18 protein-coding genes and 1 tRNA gene are annotated in these 23,348 nt (G+C 40.2%); 13 read left to right on the top strand and 6 right to left on the bottom strand.

The window, feature by feature from the left end:
* Positions 1-14 precede the first annotated feature (14 nt).
* Both A9479_RS13115 and A9479_RS13110 read right to left on the bottom strand, forming a co-directional pair.
* Positions 15-329, bottom strand: coding sequence for a helix-turn-helix transcriptional regulator (locus tag A9479_RS13115; protein ID WP_013465706.1), 315 nt, complete (start codon positions 327-329; stop codon positions 15-17).
* 1 nt (position 330) lies between these two features.
* On the bottom strand, positions 331-738 hold the full coding sequence (locus tag A9479_RS13110) for a hypothetical protein (RefSeq protein WP_055013075.1): 408 nt from the start codon (positions 736-738) through the stop codon (positions 331-333).
* A 326-nt stretch (positions 739-1,064) separates the two neighbouring features.
* Between A9479_RS13110 and cysE the strand changes: the two genes are divergently transcribed.
* Positions 1,065-1,883 (top strand): serine O-acetyltransferase, encoded by an 819-nt coding sequence (gene cysE / locus A9479_RS13105; RefSeq protein ID WP_010387694.1) that lies wholly within the window; start codon positions 1,065-1,067, stop codon positions 1,881-1,883.
* Between the two features lie 25 nt (positions 1,884-1,908).
* Positions 1,909-2,595, top strand: a complete 687-nt coding sequence (locus A9479_RS13100; protein ID WP_064663616.1) for a hypothetical protein — start codon at positions 1,909-1,911, stop codon at positions 2,593-2,595.
* A 9-nt stretch (positions 2,596-2,604) separates the two neighbouring features.
* Here the strand turns inward: A9479_RS13100 and xseA are convergent, their stop codons facing one another.
* The gene (gene xseA, locus A9479_RS13095; protein ID WP_064663615.1) at positions 2,605-3,936 is read right to left on the bottom strand and encodes an exodeoxyribonuclease VII large subunit; all 1,332 of its coding nucleotides are present in this window, start codon (positions 3,934-3,936) and stop codon (positions 2,605-2,607) included.
* Positions 3,937-4,070: 134 nt separating this feature from the next.
* Here xseA and guaB point away from each other — a divergent pair, with 134 nt between their 5' ends.
* The 6 genes from guaB to rimI all read left to right on the top strand — a co-directional run bounded on the left by guaB (position 4,071) and on the right by rimI (position 10,493).
* Positions 4,071-5,540 (top strand): IMP dehydrogenase, encoded by a 1,470-nt coding sequence (gene guaB, locus A9479_RS13090; RefSeq protein WP_008110278.1) that lies wholly within the window; start codon positions 4,071-4,073, stop codon positions 5,538-5,540.
* Positions 5,541-5,645: 105 nt separating this feature from the next.
* Positions 5,646-7,223 carry a glutamine-hydrolyzing GMP synthase gene (gene guaA / locus A9479_RS13085; RefSeq protein ID WP_010387703.1) on the top strand — a complete coding sequence of 526 codons (1,578 nt, stop codon included), beginning with the start codon at positions 5,646-5,648 and terminating at the stop codon, positions 7,221-7,223.
* A gap of 565 nt (positions 7,224-7,788) precedes the next feature.
* Positions 7,789-9,387 (top strand): response regulator, encoded by a 1,599-nt coding sequence (locus A9479_RS13080; protein ID WP_231893566.1) that lies wholly within the window; start codon positions 7,789-7,791, stop codon positions 9,385-9,387.
* Positions 9,388-9,616: 229 nt separating this feature from the next.
* A tRNA-Trp gene (locus tag A9479_RS13075) sits at positions 9,617-9,693 on the top strand.
* Between the two features lie 64 nt (positions 9,694-9,757).
* Positions 9,758-10,042, top strand: coding sequence for a hypothetical protein (locus A9479_RS13070; protein WP_010387704.1), 285 nt, complete (start codon positions 9,758-9,760; stop codon positions 10,040-10,042).
* The gene (gene rimI / locus A9479_RS13065; RefSeq protein WP_010387705.1) at positions 10,029-10,493 is read left to right on the top strand and encodes a ribosomal protein S18-alanine N-acetyltransferase; all 465 of its coding nucleotides are present in this window, start codon (positions 10,029-10,031) and stop codon (positions 10,491-10,493) included. Before A9479_RS13070 ends, rimI begins: the two co-directional genes overlap by 14 nt.
* Positions 10,494-10,496: 3 nt before the next feature.
* Here the strand turns inward: rimI and A9479_RS13060 are convergent, their stop codons facing one another.
* On the bottom strand, positions 10,497-13,154 hold the full coding sequence (locus A9479_RS13060) for an ATP-binding protein (protein ID WP_064663614.1): 2,658 nt from the start codon (positions 13,152-13,154) through the stop codon (positions 10,497-10,499).
* A gap of 347 nt (positions 13,155-13,501) precedes the next feature.
* Between A9479_RS13060 and prfC the strand changes: the two genes are divergently transcribed.
* From prfC to A9479_RS13040, 4 genes are all read left to right on the top strand, one after another.
* Positions 13,502-15,091, top strand: coding sequence for a peptide chain release factor 3 (gene prfC, locus A9479_RS13055; protein WP_028833913.1), 1,590 nt, complete (start codon positions 13,502-13,504; stop codon positions 15,089-15,091).
* A 62-nt stretch (positions 15,092-15,153) separates the two neighbouring features.
* The gene (gene argS, locus A9479_RS13050) at positions 15,154-16,896 is read left to right on the top strand and encodes an arginine--tRNA ligase (protein ID WP_064663613.1); all 1,743 of its coding nucleotides are present in this window, start codon (positions 15,154-15,156) and stop codon (positions 16,894-16,896) included.
* 527 nt (positions 16,897-17,423) lie between these two features.
* Positions 17,424-18,062 (top strand): pyridoxamine 5'-phosphate oxidase, encoded by a 639-nt coding sequence (pdxH, locus tag A9479_RS13045; protein WP_024602100.1) that lies wholly within the window; start codon positions 17,424-17,426, stop codon positions 18,060-18,062.
* Positions 18,063-18,074: 12 nt separating this feature from the next.
* On the top strand, positions 18,075-18,842 hold the full coding sequence (locus tag A9479_RS13040) for a TatD family hydrolase (protein ID WP_064663612.1): 768 nt from the start codon (positions 18,075-18,077) through the stop codon (positions 18,840-18,842).
* Here A9479_RS13040 and A9479_RS13035 read toward each other — a convergent pair.
* Positions 18,809-19,429, bottom strand: a complete 621-nt coding sequence (locus tag A9479_RS13035) for an AhpA/YtjB family protein (protein ID WP_024602098.1) — start codon at positions 19,427-19,429, stop codon at positions 18,809-18,811. The genes A9479_RS13040 and A9479_RS13035 overlap by 34 nt on opposite strands.
* A 142-nt stretch (positions 19,430-19,571) precedes the next feature.
* Here A9479_RS13035 and serB point away from each other — a divergent pair, with 142 nt between their 5' ends.
* Positions 19,572-20,597, top strand: coding sequence for a phosphoserine phosphatase SerB (gene serB, locus A9479_RS13030; RefSeq protein WP_064663611.1), 1,026 nt, complete (start codon positions 19,572-19,574; stop codon positions 20,595-20,597).
* Here the strand turns inward: serB and A9479_RS13025 are convergent.
* Positions 20,594-23,074: a PilZ domain-containing protein gene (locus tag A9479_RS13025; protein WP_064663610.1), complete on the bottom strand. Its 2,481-nt coding sequence runs from the start codon at positions 23,072-23,074 to the stop codon at positions 20,594-20,596. The genes serB and A9479_RS13025 overlap by 4 nt on opposite strands.
* Positions 23,075-23,348 lie beyond the last annotated feature (274 nt).

Genomic DNA, 23,348 nt, shown 5'->3' with positions numbered 1-23,348 from the left:
TTAGGTTTTAAATACTAGTTACTTACTAAAAGTACTGAGGCTGCACCAAGAGCAAAACTAATAACAGAGCTAATAATCAAACCTGCAATAAAACTTTTAGATGGACTGTTATTGGCATCATTTTGGTTGTTTTCATCAAGCTTAATAAGCTCACCTTGGCGTACTTCAAATACCGCACATAAGGCCATGGTGGTTTCTTTTGAGGCTGCACCTTCTTTTTCTACTCGTTGAATGGTTCGTAAGCTTACATCGCAGGCATCGGCAAGCTGTTGTTGTGTCCAATCGAATGTGTGCCTGAGCGACTTTACCGTTGTAGGGTTTAATTGCATGTTAAAGTTTCCCTACAAATAGTTCCATTACTGCTGCAGTGGTATAGCCAAATACTGCACCACCTAATGCACAGCCTAGAATAAATAAAGCTGCTTTTTTAGGATCGCTAGGAAGACTACTTTGAACTTGCTTGGCAAGCACTTCTTGATCTTTGTAAAGAGTGCATTCAAGTCGTCCTGTCAGTATATTGAGCATGTCAAATTTCACTTGGTACTGCGAATTTTCAAAATCAAATGTGTGTGAGCTTTTTATATTAACGCTGCGTCTGCTGCTAACTAAGTCATCGTTAATATAGACTTCTTCTTTACCTGTAAAGTAGCTTCCAAAACAGGCTATTTGGTTATCGCCATCTTGAAAGTAAAATTTATAGCCTAATTTTTTTGTATTTAATATGTCGTTTTTCATCATCGTTATCCTTGTTGAGTTGATGATGCTAATTTAGCGTTTATTATTATTTTTTACGCCGTCAGCAGTACGCCAGTGGCTATTTTGGCACATGACACACGTGCTGTCATATATTGTTATTTATTGATTTTTATTAACTTATTTTATTTTTGCACAAATGCTCAAACCTTCCTAGCTGTCATATAGTATGGCTTTGAAAAAGTAATATAAGCCTGAAATTTAACTAGTTATATATAATAACCAGAACAAATAACGAAGGGATTAACACCTAGGCGGCTAAATCCGTTAGAATTGGCGGTAGGCTCTTTGTAATAACTTAAGGCAGTATTATGCGTCATGAAATTTGGCAACAGCTTCGTAGTGAAGCAAATGAAGTAGTAACTCGTGAACCCCTTTTAGCGAGCCATGTGTATTCGTGTATTTTAAATCATGAGTGCTTAGGGTCGGCATTGAGTTTTATTGTTGCTAACAAGCTAGCTGATGCTGTGGTTTCTGCTTTTACAATCCGTGAGCTGTTTGACCAAGCTTTTGTAAAGTGTGACCGCATGCTGACACATGTTGCTCATGATATTAAAGCAGTAAAAGATCGTGACCCTGCCGCCGAAACCTACCTTACTGTGATTTTAAATTTAAAAGGGTTTCATGCGATACAAGCACACCGCTTAGCTAACTGCTTATGGCAACAAAACCGTAAAGAGCTTGCGCGCTTTATTCAAAGTCGTACCTCAGAGGTGTTTGGGGTTGATATTCACCCTGCTTGTAAAGTAGGCCAAGGCATCATGTTTGACCATGCCACCGGTATTGTTATAGGTGAAACCGCCGTAATTGAAGATAATGTATCTATATTACAATCGGTTACATTAGGTGGTACGGGTAACGAGCAAGGCGATCGCCACCCTAAAATCAGAGCGGGCGTACTTATTGGCGCGGGCGCTAAAGTGTTGGGTAATATTGAAGTGGGCGAGGGCGCACGTATTGGCGCAGGTTCAGTGGTATTAAGCCCTGTACCACCTCACACAACTGCTGTTGGCGTACCTGCAAAAATTATTGGTCGTCCTGATTGCGAGTGTCCGGCAGAAAGTATGAACCAAAACTTTTTAGAATATCCCGAGCCAGAAAACGAATCGCACACCAGTGCAATGCTTTAAAAAATAAAAATTAAAGGGAATTAAAATGAACAAACATAGTTTTTTAATGCTTCTTGGTGGTTTTGTGTCAGGTGTTAGCTTAACGTGGGGTTATTTAAATTTTTTTGCTGCTGCACCTGAAAAGTTTGTTATTACAGAAGTTGAACATCAACAGCCTAGTATTGTGCAACACAAAAAAAGCGATACGACCAAAGTGACAGACAACATTAATAGTGTAGTTGCAAATAATGCCGCTGCTTCAAAAGAAATGAACGATGTGGACTCAAATTTATTAGCAGCTTCATCTGTAGATGAGCTACCTCTTGAAGCACAAGTCGTTGAATTAAAAAAGCAGCTTACTGAGCAAAAAGCAACCATGAATCGTGTTCTAAAAGAGCTGCGTGCCCCAAATGATGTCGAAGCCGCTTTACAAGCACAGTTCGATGAACAAATACGCAATGAGGAGTGGGCTTATCAAACTGAAACAGCACTGCAAGACTTTTTACTTACTGCAGATTTAGTCGCAATGCCTGATATTATTAGCGCAGAGTGTAAAACATCGGTTTGTAAATTTAAATTAGCCGCACCAACAGATAAAGATTCGTTCGACCATACCCACTGGCGAGAACTCAATGATAAATTAATGAAACAAGAGTTTTGGCTGCAGTTTAAAAGAACAACCTCAACCTCCAGCGACAGTGAATTAACCATGCTAATGACAACAGAGCTTTAGCTAAAATGTTTACGACGCTGTTGATTTTATTGTGCCATTGCCAAGCTCTGTAATTAAAACATCACCTGCTTTTACATCTTCCACTGATTTAACCACTTTATTTTGCGCTGTTTTAGTAATGCTGTAACCGCGCGCTAATACATTAAGGGGGCTGACCGAATCAAGCCGACTCGCTTGTAAGGCAAGCGTATTATTTGCGTGTTGTAGTTGCTGCTGCATCGCTTGATTTAGCCTTGCATGGAGCTGTGCTAACTGATGGTTTGCATTTGCTAGCTTTTTATCTGGTGATTGGCGCATTAGTCTGGGTGTTAAATTAGCTAACACGCGTTCTTGTTGATATAAACGCTGACGCATTGCCTGTTGCAGTGCAATACTCAACTCATCTAAGCGTTGTGATTTTTGGTTTAGCTGATTGCGCGGGTGGCACAAATTTAAGCGATGCTGTAGCTGAGTTGCCAGTGCACGTTTATCGGCAATGTCGTGTTTAAATGCATTCGCTAAACGACTAATTAACTGATTAACCCTATTATGCAGCTCTTGTGTATTGGGGCTTACGAGCTCTGCGGCTGCAGAAGGAGTTGCTGCGCGTACATCAGCGACATAATCGCTAATTGTGGTATCTATTTCATGGCCAACAGCGCTCACAATTGGCAGCGAGCTTTGATAAATAGCACGAGCAAGTTGTTCATGGTTAAAGCACCATAAATCTTCTAATGAACCACCGCCGCGCCCGAGTATGATAACGTCGACTTCATTACGTAAATTTGCCAGCTCTATTTGCTTGATTAAATGGCCATGCGCTTCTTTGCCTTGCACCATCGCAGGGTAAATAACCACTTCTAATTGCGGAGCACGACGCTTTAAAACAGTTAAAATATCTTTAATTGCGGCGCCTGTAGGTGAGGTGATCACCCCTATGCGATTTATGTTTTGGGGCAGGGGCTTTTTATAAGCGGAGCTAAATAAGCCCTCTGCAGCCAAACGCATTTTTAGCGCGTCAAACTCTTGCTTAAGTTGCCCTTCGCCGGCAGGCTCCATATGTTCAACAATAAGCTGGTAGTCACCACGGGGTTCGTACAAAGATACACGTGCTTTAACGGTTACTTGTGCGCCGTTAATTGGTCGGTAACTTTGGTTGCGATTATTGCCTCGCCACATGGCGGCTTTAATTTGCGCTTTATCGTCTTTTAACGAAAAATACCAATGCCCAGAAGCAGGCGCAATAAAGTTAGAAATTTCACCGGTGAGTACTAAAGACGCAAAACCTTGTTCAAGTAAGGCACGTATTTCACGATTAAGGCGAGATACGGTATAAACCGTTTGCGAGGGCTTAGAAAACATAAAAACTACCAAAAAACATTTATAAATCTAGCTTATCATAAATAAATACAAAATATTATTTACTAGTGCCTACAACGCTGTTAAAATTTGGCCGCAATTCCTTATCTTAGATCCACATGTGAGAAGTTGCCAAAATGCTTAGAATCGCTAAAGAAGCTCTTACCTTTGATGACGTACTTTTAGTACCTGGTCATTCTACTGTTTTGCCACATACGGCAAATATTTCAACTCGCTTAACGCGTGGTATCAAACTTAACTTGCCGCTCATTTCAGCATCTATGGATACTGTTACTGAAGCTCGTTTAGCTATTGCACTCGCGCAGGAAGGTGGTCTTGGTTTTATTCATAAAAACATGACCATTGCAGAACAAGCGAAAAATGTTCGTAAAGTTAAAACCTATGAAGCAGGTATTGTTTCATACCCTGTTACAGTAACCGCCGATCTGACTATTGCTGATGCCGTTGAGCTGTCTCAGGAAAAGGGATTCTCAGGTTTTCCGGTCACCGATAGCGAAAATAACCTAGTAGGTATTGTAACTAGTCGTGATATGCGCTTTGAAACTAAGCTTGAACAGCCAGTTTCAACAGTGATGACGAAAAAAGAAAACCTAGTAACGGTTAAAGAGGGAACGGCTCGCGAAGATATCTTGAGCTTAATGCACGAACACCGCATTGAGAAGATTCTTGTGGTTGATGATGCGTTTAAACTTAAAGGCATGATCACCGTAAAAGATTACCAAAAAGCACAAGACAAACCAGATGCATGTAAAGACGAGCAAGGTCGTTTACGTGTAGGTGCTGCGGTAGGTGTTGGCGCGGGTACTGATGAGCGTATTGCTGCATTAGTTGAAGCCGGTGTTGATGTACTACTAATCGATACTTCTCATGGTCACTCACAAGGCGTTATTGACCGTGTTGCAGCGACTCGTCAAGCTTACCCTGATTTACAAATTGTTGCGGGTAATGTGGCAACTGCCGAAGGTGCTATTGCGCTTGCAGATGCCGGTGTTGATGCTGTTAAAGTAGGTATCGGCCCAGGTTCTATTTGTACTACACGTATTGTTACTGGTTGTGGTGTACCACAAATAACAGCTATTTCTGATGCGGTTGAAGGCCTTAAAGGTCGCGATATTCCAGTGATTGCCGATGGCGGTATTCGTTTTTCTGGTGATATTGTAAAAGCATTGGTTGCGGGTGCATCGTGTGTAATGGTTGGCTCTATGCTCGCGGGTACTGAAGAAGCACCAGGTGAAGTGGAGCTTTATCAAGGTCGCTATTACAAGTCTTACCGTGGTATGGGTAGCCTAGGTGCGATGGATCAAAAAGAAGGGTCATCGGATCGCTACTTCCAAAAATCAAACCAAGCTGACAAGTTAGTACCAGAAGGCATTGAAGGTCGTGTTGCTTATAAAGGGCCAATTGCGACCATTATTCACCAACAAGTGGGTGGTCTTCGCAGTGCAATGGGCTTAACCGGTTGTGCCACAATCGAAGAATTAAACACTAAACCACAGTTTGTACGTGTAACTTCTGCTGGTATGGGTGAGTCGCATGTTCATGATGTGCAAATCACTAAAGAAGCACCGAACTACCGTTTAGGCTAATCAGCCTTTAACAACTTGAAAAAAGTGGGCTAACCTTTGTTAGCCCTAATATAGTCACACAGCTTAAGCTGGTGGCGTTTAGCACCTGACTTTACGAGATACTTCATGAGCAAAGACATTCACGATTCACGAATCCTCATTTTAGATTTTGGTTCACAATACACGCAGTTAATCGCCCGTCGCGTGCGCGAAATTGGTGTTTATTGTGAGCTTTGGGCTTGGGATGTAACCGAAGAGCAAATTCGCGAGTTTAACCCACAAGGTATTATCCTTTCTGGTGGCCCAGAATCAACCACGCTTGAAAATAGCCCGCGTGCTCCTGAGTATGTATTTAATGCAGGCGTTCCAGTACTTGGTATTTGTTACGGTATGCAAACTATGGCAACGCAGCTTGGCGGCCGTGTACATAGCTCAGATAAAAAAGAATTTGGTTACGCACAAGTTGAAAAAGTGGGTAACTGTGCATTATTTGATGCCATTGAAGATCATATTACTGATGGCGGCAATGGCGTACTAGATGTGTGGATGAGCCACGGTGATAAAGTAATGGAAATTCCAGATACGTTTAAAACCACAGCTAAAACATCTACCTGCCCGCATGCTGCGATGTCTAACGAAGAAAAACGCTTTTACGGTGTACAATTTCACCCAGAAGTAACGCACACACATCAAGGTCAACGTTTACTAGAGCGTTTTGCTATTGATATTTGTGGTTGTGAAAAATTATGGACGCCAGCAAAAATCATTGATGACGCCATTGAGCGTATCAAAGAAACTGTAGGTGACGACGAAGTTATTTTAGGCTTATCAGGAGGTGTAGATTCATCGGTTGTGGCTATGCTTATTCACCGTGCTATTGGTGAGCGCCTAACCTGTGTATTTGTTGATAACGGTTTACTTCGTTTAAACGAAGGCCAGCAAGTTATGGATATGTTTGGCAATAAGTTTGGTTTAAACATTGTTAAAGTAGATGCCGAAGATCAATTTTTAAATGACTTGGCAGGTAAATCAGACCCAGAAGATAAGCGTAAAGCTATTGGCCACACGTTTATTAATGTATTTGATGAGCAAGCTAAAAAGCTTAAAAACGCGAAATGGTTAGGTCAAGGTACAATTTACCCTGACGTAATCGAATCAGCGGCATCAGCGACTGGTAAAGCACACGTGATTAAATCGCACCATAATGTGGGCGGCCTACCAGATGACATGCAAATGGGCTTAGTAGAGCCATTACGTGAGTTATTTAAGGATGAAGTACGTAAAATTGGTTTAGAGCTAGGTTTACCGTACGACATGCTTTACCGTCACCCATTCCCAGGGCCAGGTTTAGGTGTGCGTGTACTTGGCGAAATCAAAAAAGAGTACTGTGACTTACTTCGCCGCGCGGATGCTATCTTCATTGAAGAGCTTCACAAAGCAGAGCTTTATCATAAAGTAAGCCAAGCGTTTACTGTATTCTTACCGGTTAAGTCGGTAGGGGTTATGGGCGATGCACGTAAGTATGATTGGGTTGTTTCACTTCGTTGTGTAGAAACCATCGACTTTATGACTGCGCGTTGGTCACATTTACCGTATGAGTTTTTAGGTGTGGTTTCTAACCGTATCATTAACGAAATCGACGGTATCTCACGCGTTGTTTACGATATTTCAGGAAAACCACCTGCCACTATCGAGTGGGAATAATCCTATGCTGCAAGCCATTATTTTATTAATGGCTTGCTTTTTTATATGGAGATTAATTTTTTAACCATCGCCCAATTATAAACCCACCTAATTTAAAACCACCAAGCAGAACTTTATTAATACAATGACACAGTAGGGTGCATAAGAATATCAATCAAAACCTTAATGGCATTGAATAAGCTCGGTAAACTGTCCTTGTAGCGCTGCGCTTTGTAGACACTGTAAAAAGTACGGCTAAATTTGAAAACGTATCTATAATATAAATGAAAACAAACAACTCAGGTATGAGATCATAATTTTATCCTTATTTGCAGTATACGATGTAAGCCCTTTCGCTGAAACTAGCTACAAATTAATAAAATGAATGTGTTAACACAGGTAAGAATAAAAGCGTTTTATTAATGCTTTGCTTTTCTACTGTAATGCTTAGAGCTCCATATTGATAACATGGACAAGCAAGCAAAAATACGCTGTTTATTGGAGGAGGAAATTGTTAAATACCATCCTACGTCTCCTATAGCTATTTATTGAAGCATAACTTGATATAAGGGTAGTGAGGTTTTTTGTGATAACTGATACATCAACGGTTAATAGGTTCGAAGAGCAAATGCAACTTTTCATCCTTTGGTTATTGTGTGTGGGTGGATTGTTAACTGCAACTAGCTTACTTATACTTGAGCTGCAGAATAATATATTATCACTAGTGATAATTGGTGTGTGGGAGTTATGCACATTAAGCGCTATTGCCTTTAAAAAAATTCGACAACGCTTATTAACGCTATTGGCTATTTTGATTACGTTGGCTTTTCCTTTTCTTATTTTGGTTAATGGCGTTATCCCGGTAAGTCTAGCGCCGCTTTTTGTGGTAGTATTAGTGCTCGTCTTAAAGAGCAAAACGCGTATTATCTGCATTTGCATCTTAAATATTGCGCCATTAATGTTACTTGCCAATGCTGAGCCCCAAACCACAGCGATAGTGGTGCGCATTGTGTTTAGCAGTATCGTTCTTTCCATCTTAGTTTATTATTTTCTTAATAGTTATCAAGCCCTAGTCGATAAAACTCAATCGCAATTAGATACCAACGAACGAATATACGGGGTCATTGGGCATGAGTTGCGAACACCCGCTGCAACCATAAAAATGCTGATAGATATTGAGCTTGAACAAAACTGTTCGAAAAATATTTTAGAGGTGCAGCGGTTATCAAGTCACTTACTGTGTGTATTAGATGATATGAAGACGTCCTCTAATAGTACTTCGTTAGGCATGTACAAAAATAATGAAACTATATCGGTTCATGATACTGTTGAACGGGCGATTGAAGGAGTAAAGCCTTTAGCCGAAAAGTATAATTTTATTATTAACTTCTCAGCAAAAAGAGCAGTTACAGAGCATCATATAGGCTCCACTAAAGCTATCTTCCAAATTATTCAGAACTTAATTAAGAATGCCATATTACATAGTGGTGGCAGCACAGTCACTGTAATTAAATCAACCGAATCTTTAAGTCATGATAAAACCCATTATCGTATTAATGTTATTGATGATGGTAAAGGTATAGATGCTAAGTTTCGAGATAAGATGTTTAATGCATTTGAGCGTGGCGAGACATTGAGTGAAGGCACTGGACTTGGGCTTAATATCTGCAAGCAAATAGCTAACACTTTGGTAGAGGGGGATTTAAACTATATTAGTAGCAAAAACGGTGGCGCTAATTTTGAGCTTACCTTTGTTTTACATAGTGTTGATGAGGATGATGCAACTTCATTATTAACAGATGATTTCGAATTACTACAAAACCTAAAAATACTATTAGTCGAAGATACACCAATTTTGCGCATGGTAGCTAGTAAGATCCTTAGCCAAAATGGCGCGATAGTGACTGAGGCAGAGGATGGTATTATTGGTTTAAATCAGGCAGGCACAGGCGATTTTGATTTAGTCATTACAGATATCATGATGCCAAATTGTGATGGCTACGAACTAACTACTAAACTTCGTGAGCAAGGCTTTGCTAATCCTATTATTGGTGTAACAGCTGCCACGGTTGGCAGTGAAGCTGAACGCTTAATTTCGTGCGGCGCGAATGCGGTTTTACCTAAGCCACTAACACTTTTAAATATTACAGAAGAGCTGAAGAAGTTAAAAGTAATTAAAGTTTAAGTGTTTACTGGTAATTACTCTATGGCTAATTTGAAGTCAGAGTATCTATTTTAGTTTTACACTGTGTGAGCTAAGACAGTATAAGCTAGTGAGAGTGGTTGTTAAAAAGTGAAAAATCATAAATTAGCATGCTAATTCGCCGTTTTGTTTATTTAAAAAGCAAACAAACCAAAAAGTTGATTTTTTACTTTACCTTTGTCAAAAGGTCTTTATAATTCATCGTCATTGCAGGGGCGTAGTTCCAATTGGTAGAACAGCGGTCTCCAAAACCGACGGTTGGGAGTTCGAATCTCTCCGCCCCTGCCATTTCTTCTTTACATCGTTTTGATTACTTCCTATATTATTCATCTTACTAATCCATCGAGTTGTTATGCATTCACGTTACGCATCTGTTTTTGGTATAGAAAAGCTTGAACTTAATCAACACTTTCGCCCAGCTCAAGCTGAGTTGTCAGCGACTTCATCGTTAATACTCTGTGATACATTAAAAGATGATATTGAGCGTGCCTTTGCACCTGTAACAATAAACTCAATTGTTAAATCATCAACCATTGAGTTTAGTGAGCAACAATTAGGCCTGCCTGATTCTAACCTAACCTGTGCGCAAAAACGTGCGTTATGGGCTTTAATGAGTGAACACCTTGATACACTTTAAGTCGGTTACCGATGAGAATATCAATGAGCTGATGGCCATTGAAAATGCCTGTCATACACACCCTTGGACGTTAAAAACAATGCAGTCGTGTTTGCAGGGTCGCTATTTCAATTTAGCTGCGTTCAAAGACGAGCAAATGATAGGCTTTTACATTGGTGAAAAAGCAGGGCCCGATTTTACCTTAATGGATATTTGTGTTGCCCCGAGCTTTCAGGGACAAGGATTTGCTAAGCAGTTATTAACGCAGTTTATAGCGTACGGCGAGCAACACAGTGCCGAAAACTTATTTTTAGAAGTGAGAGAGTCTAATACGCGGGCGATTGCTTTGTATGAGCGTGCGGGCTTTATTGAAATGTCAGTACGTAAAAATTATTACCCCAGCGATGCGCCAAATAAAAATGGCTTTGAAGATGCGATTTTAATGGGCATGGCACTGGGTTTAAATTTTTAATGATTACTTATTAGCGATGGCTTGTTCTATTGCTGTAATGAGTTCTACAACGCGTTTTTCTCTTTGAGTCATATCATTGCCTTTTAAACTTTGCTCAAGCGCTGATGCGCTATGGTAAATATCATCAAAGTTAAAACAACCGGCACTGCCCTTAATACTGTGGGCAAGTGCGCGTAGTGTTTCGCAATCTTGGTTGTTATAAAGGGTTTTTATCTGCTTTAAGTAATCAGGTAAACTTGCCAAATAATTAGCATTTATTTGCTGAAATTTCTCACTTTTTAATAAGCTATCCCACTTATTTTGATTATCGCGTTCAAGGTGTAAATAGCTGACTAATACATTTTCTAGTGCGTCTTTATCAATGGGTTTACCAAGCGCTTTGTTACAGCCTGCTTCAAGGTAAGTATCTATATCATGGTTCATGACATTAGCGGTTAGGGCGATAATTGGGCCATCGTAGGCGGCATCTCTGAGCATTTTAGTTGCTTCTAAGCCGCCCATAACCGGCATTTGCATATCCATGATTATAAGCTGGTAGTCGTTCACTAGTGCCATTTCTACTGCTTGTGCGCCATTATTGGCTATATCAGGCTCTAACCCCCATGTTTGAAGGAGTAATTTTATCAGCAACTGATTATCGGGGTTATCTTCTGCCACTAAAATATGCGCATCAAAGTTATTGGTTGCAAAAGAAAGTTGCGGGTCTTTTTCGGGTGATAGCTGAGAGTGTTCAGTCAAAAGCAGGTTACTACTAAGCCCATTACCTAAATGGCAATCTATATCGATAGTAAAGCAACTACCCACACCCACTTCACTGGTGACGCTGACATCGCCACCGAGCAGCTGAGCCAAGTTTTTTGAAATACATAGCCCTAATCCTGTACCACCAAATCGGCGTGTGGTTGTGGCATCAGCTTGTTCAAATGGCGTAAATAATCGACTTATTTGGTTTGCCGACATGCCTATACCGGTGTCTTCAACTATAAATGTAAGAATTTTTGGTGCTTGAAACTTTGCTGTAATTGTTACTTGGCCTTGCTCAGTAAATTTAACTGCGTTACTGGCAATATTAATCAGTATTTGTTTTAAACGAGTAACGTCACTATTTATGGTATGTGGTAATGGTAGCGAATAATTAATTGTAAATGAAAGCTGTTTCTCTTGTGCTAAAGGTTTAATGATTGATTCAACATCATGAATAAGCTGCACAACATTTAATGGTGTTTGCTCAACAGCGAGTTTTTCGGCTTCAATTTTTGATAAATCGAGGATGTTATTAATAAGCTCTAATAAATGTTTTGAATTACGAAGAATAGTGCCTAAATGATGTTTATCGTTTGTTTTCTTATCGCTATGCAGTAGTTGCTCGGTAAAACCCATAATAGCAGTGAGCGGAGTGCGAATTTCATGACTCATATTGGCTAAAAAACGGCTCTTAAGCTGGTTTGCTTGCTCTGCTTGAGCGATGGCTGTTTCAAGCTTGCTATTCATTGATTCAAGTGCCTTAGTACGGCTCTCTACTTTGTCTTCTAAGTGATGCTTATATTCTTCTAGCTGCTCTTGATAGTGCTTAATTTGGTTAATCATGTGATTAAAGTCGTTAAACAGTATGCCTACCTCATCGGTTGTATAAGCAGGCAGTGTTACTGAGAGGTCGCCATCACCAACGCGATGACTTGCTTCACCTAGTAATTCAATTGGGTTAAGCAGTAAATTGCGCACCACAATAAAAATTAAGATCGGTAGGGTGATCACAGAAATAATTACAATTAACCCTGTGATGACACTAATTGCCTTACCTGATTGATACAGTACCGCTTTAGGAATGGTCGACACATAATAGTAGCCGCCACTCATTTGGGCTGCGAAAATCAATCGTTCTATTTTATCAACGCTCGAAAGCTCAATGGTTGATAAGCTGCCAATATCAGCTAGGTCATTAATTTTATTAAGTTCATACTCACTAACATAGTGGCCACGCATTTTGTAATCAGAGCTAAATAAAATTTTACCATCATTGGCGAGCAGTAAATTTAAGGTGTTGTTATAAGGGGCTTCTAAAATACTGGTGTTTAAAATTGAAGGGTCGACCTTAAGGACAATAAAACCAAGTTGTTGTGGGCGTTTTAAATAGTAGTCAACGCTGTATATGCGTTGCACAAAATATAAGTTGGTGGTGCCATCTTCTTTTTGCACCATAAACTGCTGCTGGCTTAAATTGCTTTGTATGACTTGGTCAAAAAACGGATAAGACTTTGGCGCGACAGTTAAATTACTGGAGTAATAGGCATCACTTTCACCGGTTTTTGAGACTAAATTAATACTAATAATATCAGGGTAGGCTTCACTGTAACTGGCAAATACATCCATTAACGCGCCAAGGCGATAGGTATAGCTGGCGTCTTCAAATAAATCTTTAGCTAAAAAGTCACTTAGTACCGGTGAGGCAGAGAGTAACTTAGCCGTTGCATGAAAAGAGTCTATATAGTTGAATACTTTTTGCTGTTGTTGCTCTACAAAGCGACTCATTATCAAGTCAGCTTGTTTTTGCGTAGAGTTAGTTACATTAGTGAGCGTAAACCCACCTAAAAATAACAACGGCAGTATAACCAGTGGAGTTATATACCATAATAATCGAATACTTAGCTTACTGGTTTTCATTACCCAACATCAAATCCTCCATGTAATCGAACAATAATATGATTTACAGAACCATTACTCAAGCTTGGTGTTAAGTTAGTGGGCAATTTATAGCGTTATTGTTAATAATCGCTGAAAACACCAAACTTAAAAAAGATCCGTTAATAACCAACCATTGATTGTTTATAAAGCCAAGATCAGCGAAAATAGTCTTCAATTACGATTAACTTAACGGATAGCGTCACAAGAGCTAATTTGGGTTCTTGTTGGGGTATGTTGCGCTTTCTAGGTTTGCTTGTTTTTAGCCTTGAAAGCTCAGCATACTAAAATACAAATACATCCGTATATCAACTAAAAGAACCTTTTTAATGGCAGACCAAAATCTCCTTAGCGAAATTAATAAACGCCGTACCTTTGCGATCATCTCGCATCCGGATGCGGGTAAAACCACTATCACAGAAAAAGTATTGTTATTCGGACAAGCAATTCAAAAAGCCGGAACAGTAAAAGGCCGTGGCTCTAATCAGCATGCTAAGTCTGATTGGATGGAAATGGAAAAAGAGCGTGGTATTTCTGTGACTACCTCAGTAATGCAATTTCCATATAACAATGCGTTAGTTAATTTACTTGATACCCCAGGACACGAAGACTTCTCTGAAGATACTTACCGTACATTAACCGCGGTAGATTCGTGTTTAATGGTGATAGATGCCGCCAAAGGTGTAGAAGAACGTACCCGTAAGTTAATGGAAGTAACACGCCTGCGCACCACGCCGATTGTTACCTTTATGAATAAATGTGACCGTGATATTCGCGACCCAATGGAACTACTCGACGAAGTAGAAACAGAGCTAAATATTGCTTGTGCACCTATTACGTGGCCAATTGGCTGTGGTAAAGAATTTAAAGGTGTTTACCATATCCATAACGAAGAAACTATTTTATACAAAACAGGTCAAGGCCATACTATTCAAGAAGTGCGTAGCATTAAAGGACTTGATAACCCAGAGCTTGACCAAGCGATTGGTGATGAACTTGCAGCCCAGTTACGTGACGAGTTAGAGCTGGTTATTGGTGCATCACACGAGTTTGATTTAGATCTGTTCTTAGCGGGTGAGTTATCGCCTGTATACTTTGGTACTGCACTTGGTAACTTTGGTGTAGATCATGTTCTAGATGGACTGACTGAATGGGCGCCAACGCCTTTACCTCGTGAAACAGAAGACCGCCAAGTTGTAGCCACAGAAGAAAACTTCACTGGGTTTGTATTTAAAATTCAGGCCAACATGGATCCAAAACACCGTGACCGTATTGCCTTTATGCGTATTGTATCGGGTAAATACAGCCAAGGCATGAAAATGAATCATGTGCGTATAGGTAAACAAGTGAGTATTTCTGATGCGGTAACCTTTATGGCGGGCGATCGTGAGCGTGCGGCTGATGCTTACGCTGGTGATATTATTGGCTTACATAACCACGGTACGATTCAAATTGGTGATACCTTTACCCAAGGCGAAAAAATTAAGTTCAGCGGTATTCCAAACTTCGCCCCTGAATTATTCCGCCGTATTCGTCTGCGCGATCCATTAAAACAAAAACAGCTATTAAAAGGACTGGTACAGCTTTCAGAAGAGGGCGCAGTACAAGTATTCAGACCATTAATTAATAATGACTTAATTGTAGGTGCGGTAGGTGTGTTGCAGTTTGACGTGGTGGTAGCGCGTTTAAAAGCTGAATATAACGTTGATGCAATTTACGAAAGCGTGAATGTAAATACAGCCCGTTGGGTTAGCTGTGATGATGTTAAAAAGTTTGAAGAATTTAAACGTAAGTGCGAAAGCAACTTAGCACTTGATGGTGGCGATAATTTAACTTACATCGCGCCGAGTCGTGTAAATCTTAACTTGTCGACAGAGCGTTACCCTGAAGTGACATTTAATCACACGCGTGAAAACTAGCACTTAGCCTCTAGAATTAACACAAAGCCTGCTTTGGCGGGCTTATAAAGGTAAATAATATTATGAATATTCGTACTATTTTAGTAGAAAAAGCCATTGCCGCTATGACCGCCGCAGGCCTACCAGAAGATACTAACCCAGCGGTTACCCAAAGCACTCGCCCACAGTTTGGTGATTACCAAATTAATGGCGCGATGGGCGCAGCTAAAAAAATGAAAAGTAACCCGCGTGAATTGGCGCAAAAAATTATTGATCAGTTAGATGTAAGCGACATTGCCGAAAAAACGGAAATTGCTGGCCCTGGTTTTATTAATATTCACTTAAAGCCGGAGTTTTTAGCTCAAAGCGTACAAGCTGCTAATAACCACGCAAAACTTGCCGTAAATGAGCACGCCAAACCACAAAAAGTAGTGGTTGATTACTCATCGCCTAACCTTGCAAAAGAAATGCACGTAGGTCACTTACGCTCAACTATTATTGGTGATGCCGTAGTACGTGCGCTTGAATTTAGAGGCGATACCGTTGTTCGTCAAAATCACATGGGTGATTGGGGCACACAGTTTGGTATGCTAATTGCGCATTTAGAAGATCAAATTAACCAAGGTGTTGATTTAGATACTGTTGCGCTTGCTGATTTAGAAACCTTTTACCGCGATGCGAAAAAGCGTTTTGATGACGAAGAAGGCTTTGCCGATAAAGCGCGTAACTACGTAGTTAAACTACAAGGTGGCGACGCACATTGTGAAAAACTGTGGAAACTATTTATTGCCACTTCAGTTAAGCATTCTGAAGAAGTATACAAGCGTTTAAATGTAACACTAACACCTGCCGACATTATGGCTGAAAGTGCTTATAACAGTGAACTTAACGATATTATTAGCTTATTAAAAGATAAAAATATCGCAGTAGAGTCGCAAGGCGCACAAGTGGTATTTTTAGATGAGCTGGCAAATAAAGACGGTGAACCTTCAGCATTTATCGTACAAAAATCAGGTGGCGGCTTCTTATATGCAACCACTGATTTAGCAGCGTGTGATTATCGCTCAAACAAGCTAGGCGCTGAGCGTATTTTAATCTTTGTTGATGCGCGCCAGAGTCTTCACTTTAATCAAGTAGAGTTAACTGCACGTAAAGCCGGTTTATTACGTGATGAAACTAGTTACGAGTTTTGTCCATTTGGCACCATGATGGGCGCTGATGGTAAACCATTTAAAACCCGTACAGGCGGCACGGTTAAATTAGCTGATTTACTTGAAGAGTCAATTACTCGCGCAGCAGCTAAATTGGCTGAGCGTGAATCAGATTTATCTGACGAAGACCGTAGTGAAATTGCACGTAAAGTGGGTATTGGCGCAGTTAAATATGCTGACCTTTCCAAGCATCGTACCAGCGATTACATCTTCAACTGGGACAGCATGCTAAGCTTTGAAGGCGCAACAGCCCCTTACTTACAATATGCTTATACGCGTGTTCGCAGTATTTTCCGTAAGTCTGGCGTTGATGCTGCAAGCTTAAAAGCCAATGTAAGTATTATTGAGCCGCAAGAGAAAACCCTCGCGCTTAAATTATTACAGTTAGAAGAAGTTCTTGATCTGATGATCAATGAAGCCACACCGCACGTATTATGTGGTTATTTATACGAACTAGCTAGTTTATACATGACATTCTATGAAGCTTGCCCAGTACTTAAAGAGGGCGTAGAGCCAAGTGTTCGTGATAGCCGTTTAGTGTTGTGTAATTTAGTGGCAGATACGCTGAAAACGGGTTTAGATCTGTTAGGCATCGAAGTCATGGAGCAAATGTAATCTGCTACGTGTAGTTCGCTTTGACTGCGTTGTCGTGCTTTTTTAGCCTAAGTCACATACAAAAACGTATGCTCCTTGGCATAAAAAAGCACTTCGCCTTGTCAGCACTTCTACACTTGCAGATGCGAAGCTTGGCACTAAATAGTTGGCCCTAATCACATACAACTACGTATGCTCATAGGGATAAGTCGGAGTGTCCGCCTTATCTTAGACTAAACTACTTAGGTGAACGTCTGCTGCGTGTAGTTCGCTTTAGCTGCGTTGGTAAAACTATTTAGCCTAAGTCACATACAAACCGTATGCTCCTATGCATAAATAGTTTTACCGCCTTGCTAGCACTCCTAGACTTACAGATAATTTTAGGTTTAGGTGTTAGATTTATATTGACACTGTTCGGTATGTTCACCAATTTTGTAGCTGATAGCTGATAGCTGATAGCTGATAGCTGATAGCTGATAGCTGATAGCTGATAGCTGATAGCTGATAGCTGATAGCTGATAGCTGATAGCTCTTTAGAAGGATTTGATATGAAACTCGAAGATATTCGTCGTGAATACCTGCAAGATGCGCTCAGTGAAGACAACTTGCTTGATGATCCGTTTAAGCAGTTTGAAACCTGGCTTGAGCACGCTGTTGCTAGTAACTTGCCCGACCCTACAGCAATGGTGGTCGCTACGGTTGATGACACCGGTCAGCCTTCACAGCGTATTGTGCTGCTAAAGCATTTAGATGATAACGGTTTTGTGTTTTTTACTAATACCGGTTCACGAAAAGCACAAGAGCTTAAAGGCAATAATAAAATTTCCTTGCACTTTCCATGGCACCACATGGAGCGCCAAGTAATTGTATATGGTGAGGCGCAGCCGCTTCCAACGTCTGCCGTGGCTAAGTACTTTTTATCACGTCCAAAAGAAAGTCAATTAGCCGCTTGGGCGTCGCAACAAAGCCGCCCGGTGTCGTCGCGCAAAGTGTTAATGGAAACCTTTGCCAATATGAAAAACAAGTTTGCCAAAGGTGAAATACCACTCCCTGATTTTTGGGGCGGATATTGTGTTGTGCCGCAAAAAATCGAGTTTTGGCAAGGCGGAGCTCATCGTCTACATGATCGCTTTATGTATCAGCGTCAGGCCGATAATAGCTGGCAAATAACGCGCTTAAATCCGTAGTGGGCTAGTTTTTTGAAGTTTATAGACTCGCATTGCCATCTTGATTTTAGTGAGTTTGATGCAAACCGCGAATCACTTATTAATGCCTGTGTAGCAAAGGGCGTTAGCCAATTTATTGTGCCAGGTATTAGCTTGGCGCAATCTCAAAACCTACTAGAGTTTAAAGCAACCTACCCACAAGTCAGCATAGCGGCAGGGCTGCATCCTTATTTTTTAGAGCAACACCAACAATCACATTTAGAGTCATTATTTAATTTTGCTAAAGCAAATAAAACACAGCTGGTGGCTATTGGTGAGTGCGGGCTCGATCGCAGTATTTCCAATCTTGAAAAACAAACCTTTTTGTTTGAGCAGCAAATAGCGCTTGCTAATGAGCTTGATTTACCGCTAATTGTTCATCACAGGCAAAGCCATGATTTAATTGCGCAGTCGTTTAAGCGTTGTAGGCCAAAAAACGGCGGTGTGCTCCATGCTTTTTCAGGCTCAATTCAACAAGCGCACTATTATATAAAGCAGGGTTTTAAACTTGGAGTCGGTGGGGTTATAACTTACGAGCGTGCAGCTAAAACACGTGCAGTTATAGCAAAGCTTGAGCCGCAGCATTTAGTGCTTGAAACTGACTCACCTTCAATGCCGCTAAGTGGCTATCAAGGGGAGGTAAATACCCCATTGCATATTCCTAACGTATTTGATGCGCTTTATGGTTTAAAACCAAATAGCGATAAATTTCAATTAGCTGAGCAGCTTTATGATTCATGCTCAGAGGTTTTTTGTATATAACGATTTACTTGCCAGCGCTTTAATCCTCGGCCTAATTGCCAAGTAAAAATACAGGCAATCACTAACATAAGTAGCACTTGGCGACCTAAATCATGAAAATGATTATGGCTAGCCGATACCGCAGCACGGGTTAAATAGGTAATAGATACAAAGCCAATCGGGCGGTTGTCGTCTGAAATAACTTGCTCAACAAAAGGCGTTTTTAACTTACTAATACCCGGTGATGAGTCAGGTAATAAGCCATACACATGATGCGATTGCCAATTATCGCTGCTCGCAAGTACCACACCTTGTTTGTCATAAATAGTGGCCGAGAGTACAAATTCATCTTTACTGATATTGTTGCATAAGGTGGTCAGTTGCGATTTGTTTTTTTCTATCAGCGGATTTTTAGCATTCAGTGCCATAAACTGAGTGAGAGATTTAGCTGCGCTATTGGCATTATCGTAAAGCAGTTGATGACTTTGAAAGCTACTATTTATACCCACCCAGCTTAATAATACAAAGCAGCCAGCGGCCAATAGCAAACGGACTAAACGCTTTTTTTGCGAGGCTGTAAGTGGATTTTTAAGATGGTTATTTTTCATAGTCACCGTATATGCTGCTGACAGCATTTTGATTTGATGTTACAACTACACTATAACCTTAAATCCACCCTGATGGCGAATTTTGTATCTTATATCCTTATCATCAATGCGCTAAATGTCAGGAAATATAAACGGAGATCCCATGTCGAACGCGAACATGGCACAGCACAGCGCTGAGCAACCATTATCACAACTTACCCTAAATAAATGGTTCAGCTATCAAAAGGGCGTATTTGCACCTTTAAATACAATTCCAAGCAGAGAACGAGGGCTTTTTAGTATCGCATTTGCAGGCGATTTTAGTATGGCGCATATCAATAGCATGATTGAATTTTTTGCCACTCATCAGCAAAATGTGACAGCAATGTGCCAATACCAGCCAGATTTAGGGTTATCTCCGGCATTATGTTTTTATATAGAAAATACAGAGCAGGCAATAAACCCACTTGAACTTCAAACTTTTGCAAATACCTTGACGTGTCAGTTAGTGCAAGTAACCAATCCCCCTGATTTAAAAAAACCAGGATTATTGGTAATGGATATGGATTCAACAGCCATTACTATTGAGTGCATTGATGAAATTGCGCGTTTAGCTAATGTATATGACGAGGTTGCCAGCGTGACCGCGCAGGCAATGGCAGGCAAGCTTGATTTTAGTGAGAGTTTAAACCAACGCGTTGCCAAGCTTGAAGGCATTGAAAAGTGCTTAATTGATGATCTTAAAAGTGCACTGCCTTTAATGCCAGGTATTAAAGCGTTGTGCCAAATTTTAAAGCACCACCAATGGTATTTAGCCATTGCATCAGGCGGATTTGTGCCGTTTGCAGAGCGTGTACAAGAGTTAATTAATTTAGATGAAGTCCATGCCAATGTGCTGGAATTTAAAGACGACAAACTGACCGGTAAGGTGTTAGGAGGCATTGTTGATGCTGAGCAAAAAGCGGTTATTTTAGAATCGCTTCAACAAAAACTAGGCCTTGAAAAAACGCAAACAGTTGCCATTGGTGATGGCGCAAATGATTTAAAAATGATGGCTCAAGCAGGATTAGGCGTTGCTGTGCATGGCAAACCTAAAGTAGTTGAACAAGCCCAAGCGGCTATTTGCCAAGGCTCGTTATTACAATTGCTGTATATGTTGGCGGTTCCGCTAAATCCATCACAGGGTTAACGTAAACGGTTTAACCAAATTAGTTTTCGCCTAGACATTTGCTCAACCTGTTGTTTGTTGAGCGATAAATGTACAAGGGCTTCGTCACTTACATCAATAATATCGCCAACTCCCGATACTGACCACAAGGCATCCTCTAAGTCTTTAGCCTTGTGAATTGCGTATTGGCTAACGTATTTTAGCTCATTTGCTAAGTAGTCAGTATCTAGTCGACCAGTACGTGAAATATATAAACGCATTATAAAAACCAGCTCAGACTTCAGCCCTTTACTTACTTGCTGTTTAAACTCGCTGCAGTCGGTGCCTAAAATACACTGACTGGTAATTGCATCGGCTATATTTTCTTTTTTAGGATCGAAGTTAATCACCAAACTAAATTCTAATGGCGAGTCTTGGCGAGAGCGCTCTTTAATATTCGGGGTGATCACATCAGCAATGTGCGCTTTAGTAATAATATTTGATAAGTCTGTTTTAGTATTTAGCAGTGAAAAATTTTGTAAAATAACATGCAGAGGGCTTGGATATAAACCAAATCCCATGGCGCCAATTTCAAAGTGAGCCATTGATTTATGTAAATATATTGGGAACTGGCAAAGTGTTTTGGTTACCATATTTCTAAGTGCTGTAGAAAGCCCAGGTACTTTAGGTGACTCTTCTGCTATTTTTAATTTTTGTTTATTGCTGTCAATTAAAAGAGTAAAAAAATCGACCCCAGTATGAGGCGACTTTTTCTCTACGTGTGCTTTTAAATTAATCGTGGTTAACGATTTACTCACCGCCATTACTTCATATTGAATAAGGCTTAATGAATAACTTTTGGTGATTTTTTGTAAATCGGGGAATGACAGCGACACGATATCGCCTTTTTTAAAGTTTACTTCTTGATTGCACTCTAGTTGCAAACCAAAGACTGAAAAGTCCCGAGTATGGCCATGCAGCACTGAGTCACGGGTGTTAATAACGACGCTGGTTTTATAAAGGTAACGCTTATTAGAACGAAGGTTCACGTACTCTAACGGCACGGTATTTAGCTCCGGCGGTGATGCATGCTTACTGTGGCCAAACAATTTCAATTTATTGGCCAAGGCTTTATCAAATTCATACTGTTGATAATGCTGTTGTTCATGCTTATTACCTACTTGAGTAAGTAGCATTAAATATTTTACGTCTTTTATGGCGCCTTCAACACGTGGTGAAGGCGGTTTATTAAGTTTCTCAATATCTTTACCCAAAGAGTTAGGTAAAGATAAAGGAATATAAGCATCTTCAGTATGGCTTGGCATCAATTGTAATTTAAAGCAGCGCCAACTGTCTCTTCGGCTACCAAAACCAAAAAATAACGCTTTTAATTGTGCATGTTGCTCAAGCTCTGAACGAGTGGCTGAATAGTAGTAAATTTTTCCTGCAGAGACATGGGTAAAGGTATATAAATATTCCTCTTTTACAGCAACAGGTTTTAGTGCCAAGTTACGAATACGCTTATGGTTTAACACACTGTATAGGCAAGATACTTTGCGCTCATCGGTAAAGTAACGCTGAATAAACAGGCTGTTTTCTGTAGTTAAACTTAAGCTTGGATAATAAACACCGTTTTTTTGACTTATAAAAACGTATAGCGAATTGACCCTAGGAATGTAATATTGCTCGTATCCTTTAGAAATAACTGCATCGAGGGTGTTATCTAAGTTCACTTTGTAGCGGCGTTTATTGCCGTGAATAAAGCTTTTTAAAAAATGGTCAAACGCGGTGTTGTTTTCTTTAAATGTGCGTTTTAAGCGAATATGATTAAATTCATCCGAGGTGTTTTCTATCGCAACCACTTCGTATTCAATCCCATTTTTTAACCCAAGCTCAAAATCTTGTTCAAGGCCAACTAAGTGCATAACAATAAGCTGACCTTTTTTTAAGTTATAGCGGGATGCCAACTTAATTTTACAGCCACTGAGTGAAATATCAGAAGTACTTGCTTCAATTTTTGTTTGCTCATCGTACTCAATAGTAATTTTAATTGAGTAATTCATTCGCTCTTCGCTACGACTTTCATAAGCCGCAAACTTAATTACATCGGTGGGTAGTTCGGGTAATGGTTCAATTATTTTAGCTGGGGTGGTCGTTGATTTTTGCTGTAATACACGATAATTATTTTCGGTATTCATCACCGCTTCGTACACGGCAAGGGTGTAGCCTTTATGTTGTTTTATTGCTGCTTCGAATACTTCAATGGCGGTGTCATCCATAAAGTGTTGTTTACCGTTATGCTCATATGGTTTTACTTGGCCGGTTACTGAGCCACGCAGATCAATAAAGCGGTCTATCGGCTGAGATAAACGCGACATTTCCATTTTTATTAAAAACTGCTCGGGTTTGCTTAACTCGGCGGTTTTTGACTTGAAAATGAGATCAAACTTAGCATTTCCCAAATACTGTTTTAATTCATTTACAAGCGCTTCATGCTTGAGCAATACGTCTTCAGCCATTTATAAATCATCACCGTCTAATTTAAAAGTAGGTATACTGTTGCAATCATTTATTAGAGAATTAAATAAATCTAATATCGAAAAGTAGTTAAATGCGACCACGATATTATGCGTAACTATACTTTGTGTTTATTGTTATTCGTTATGAGCCAATTAATTGGCATGTTTTTATAAGCTTTTTAAAGCAAGAAGCATGCCCTAAAGCAGGTTAAATGAAACTACATCAGTATAGTGTGAGTGTGATACTAAATGCGCTATTCCACAAGGCGTTGTT

The sequence above is a fragment of the Pseudoalteromonas sp. MQS005 genome (genome assembly GCF_001661605.1).
GTDB lineage: Bacteria > Pseudomonadota > Gammaproteobacteria > Enterobacterales > Alteromonadaceae > Pseudoalteromonas > Pseudoalteromonas tetraodonis.
The sequence above is the reverse complement of the archived record's forward strand: the minus strand, read 5'-3'. Positions and strand labels throughout refer to the sequence as shown.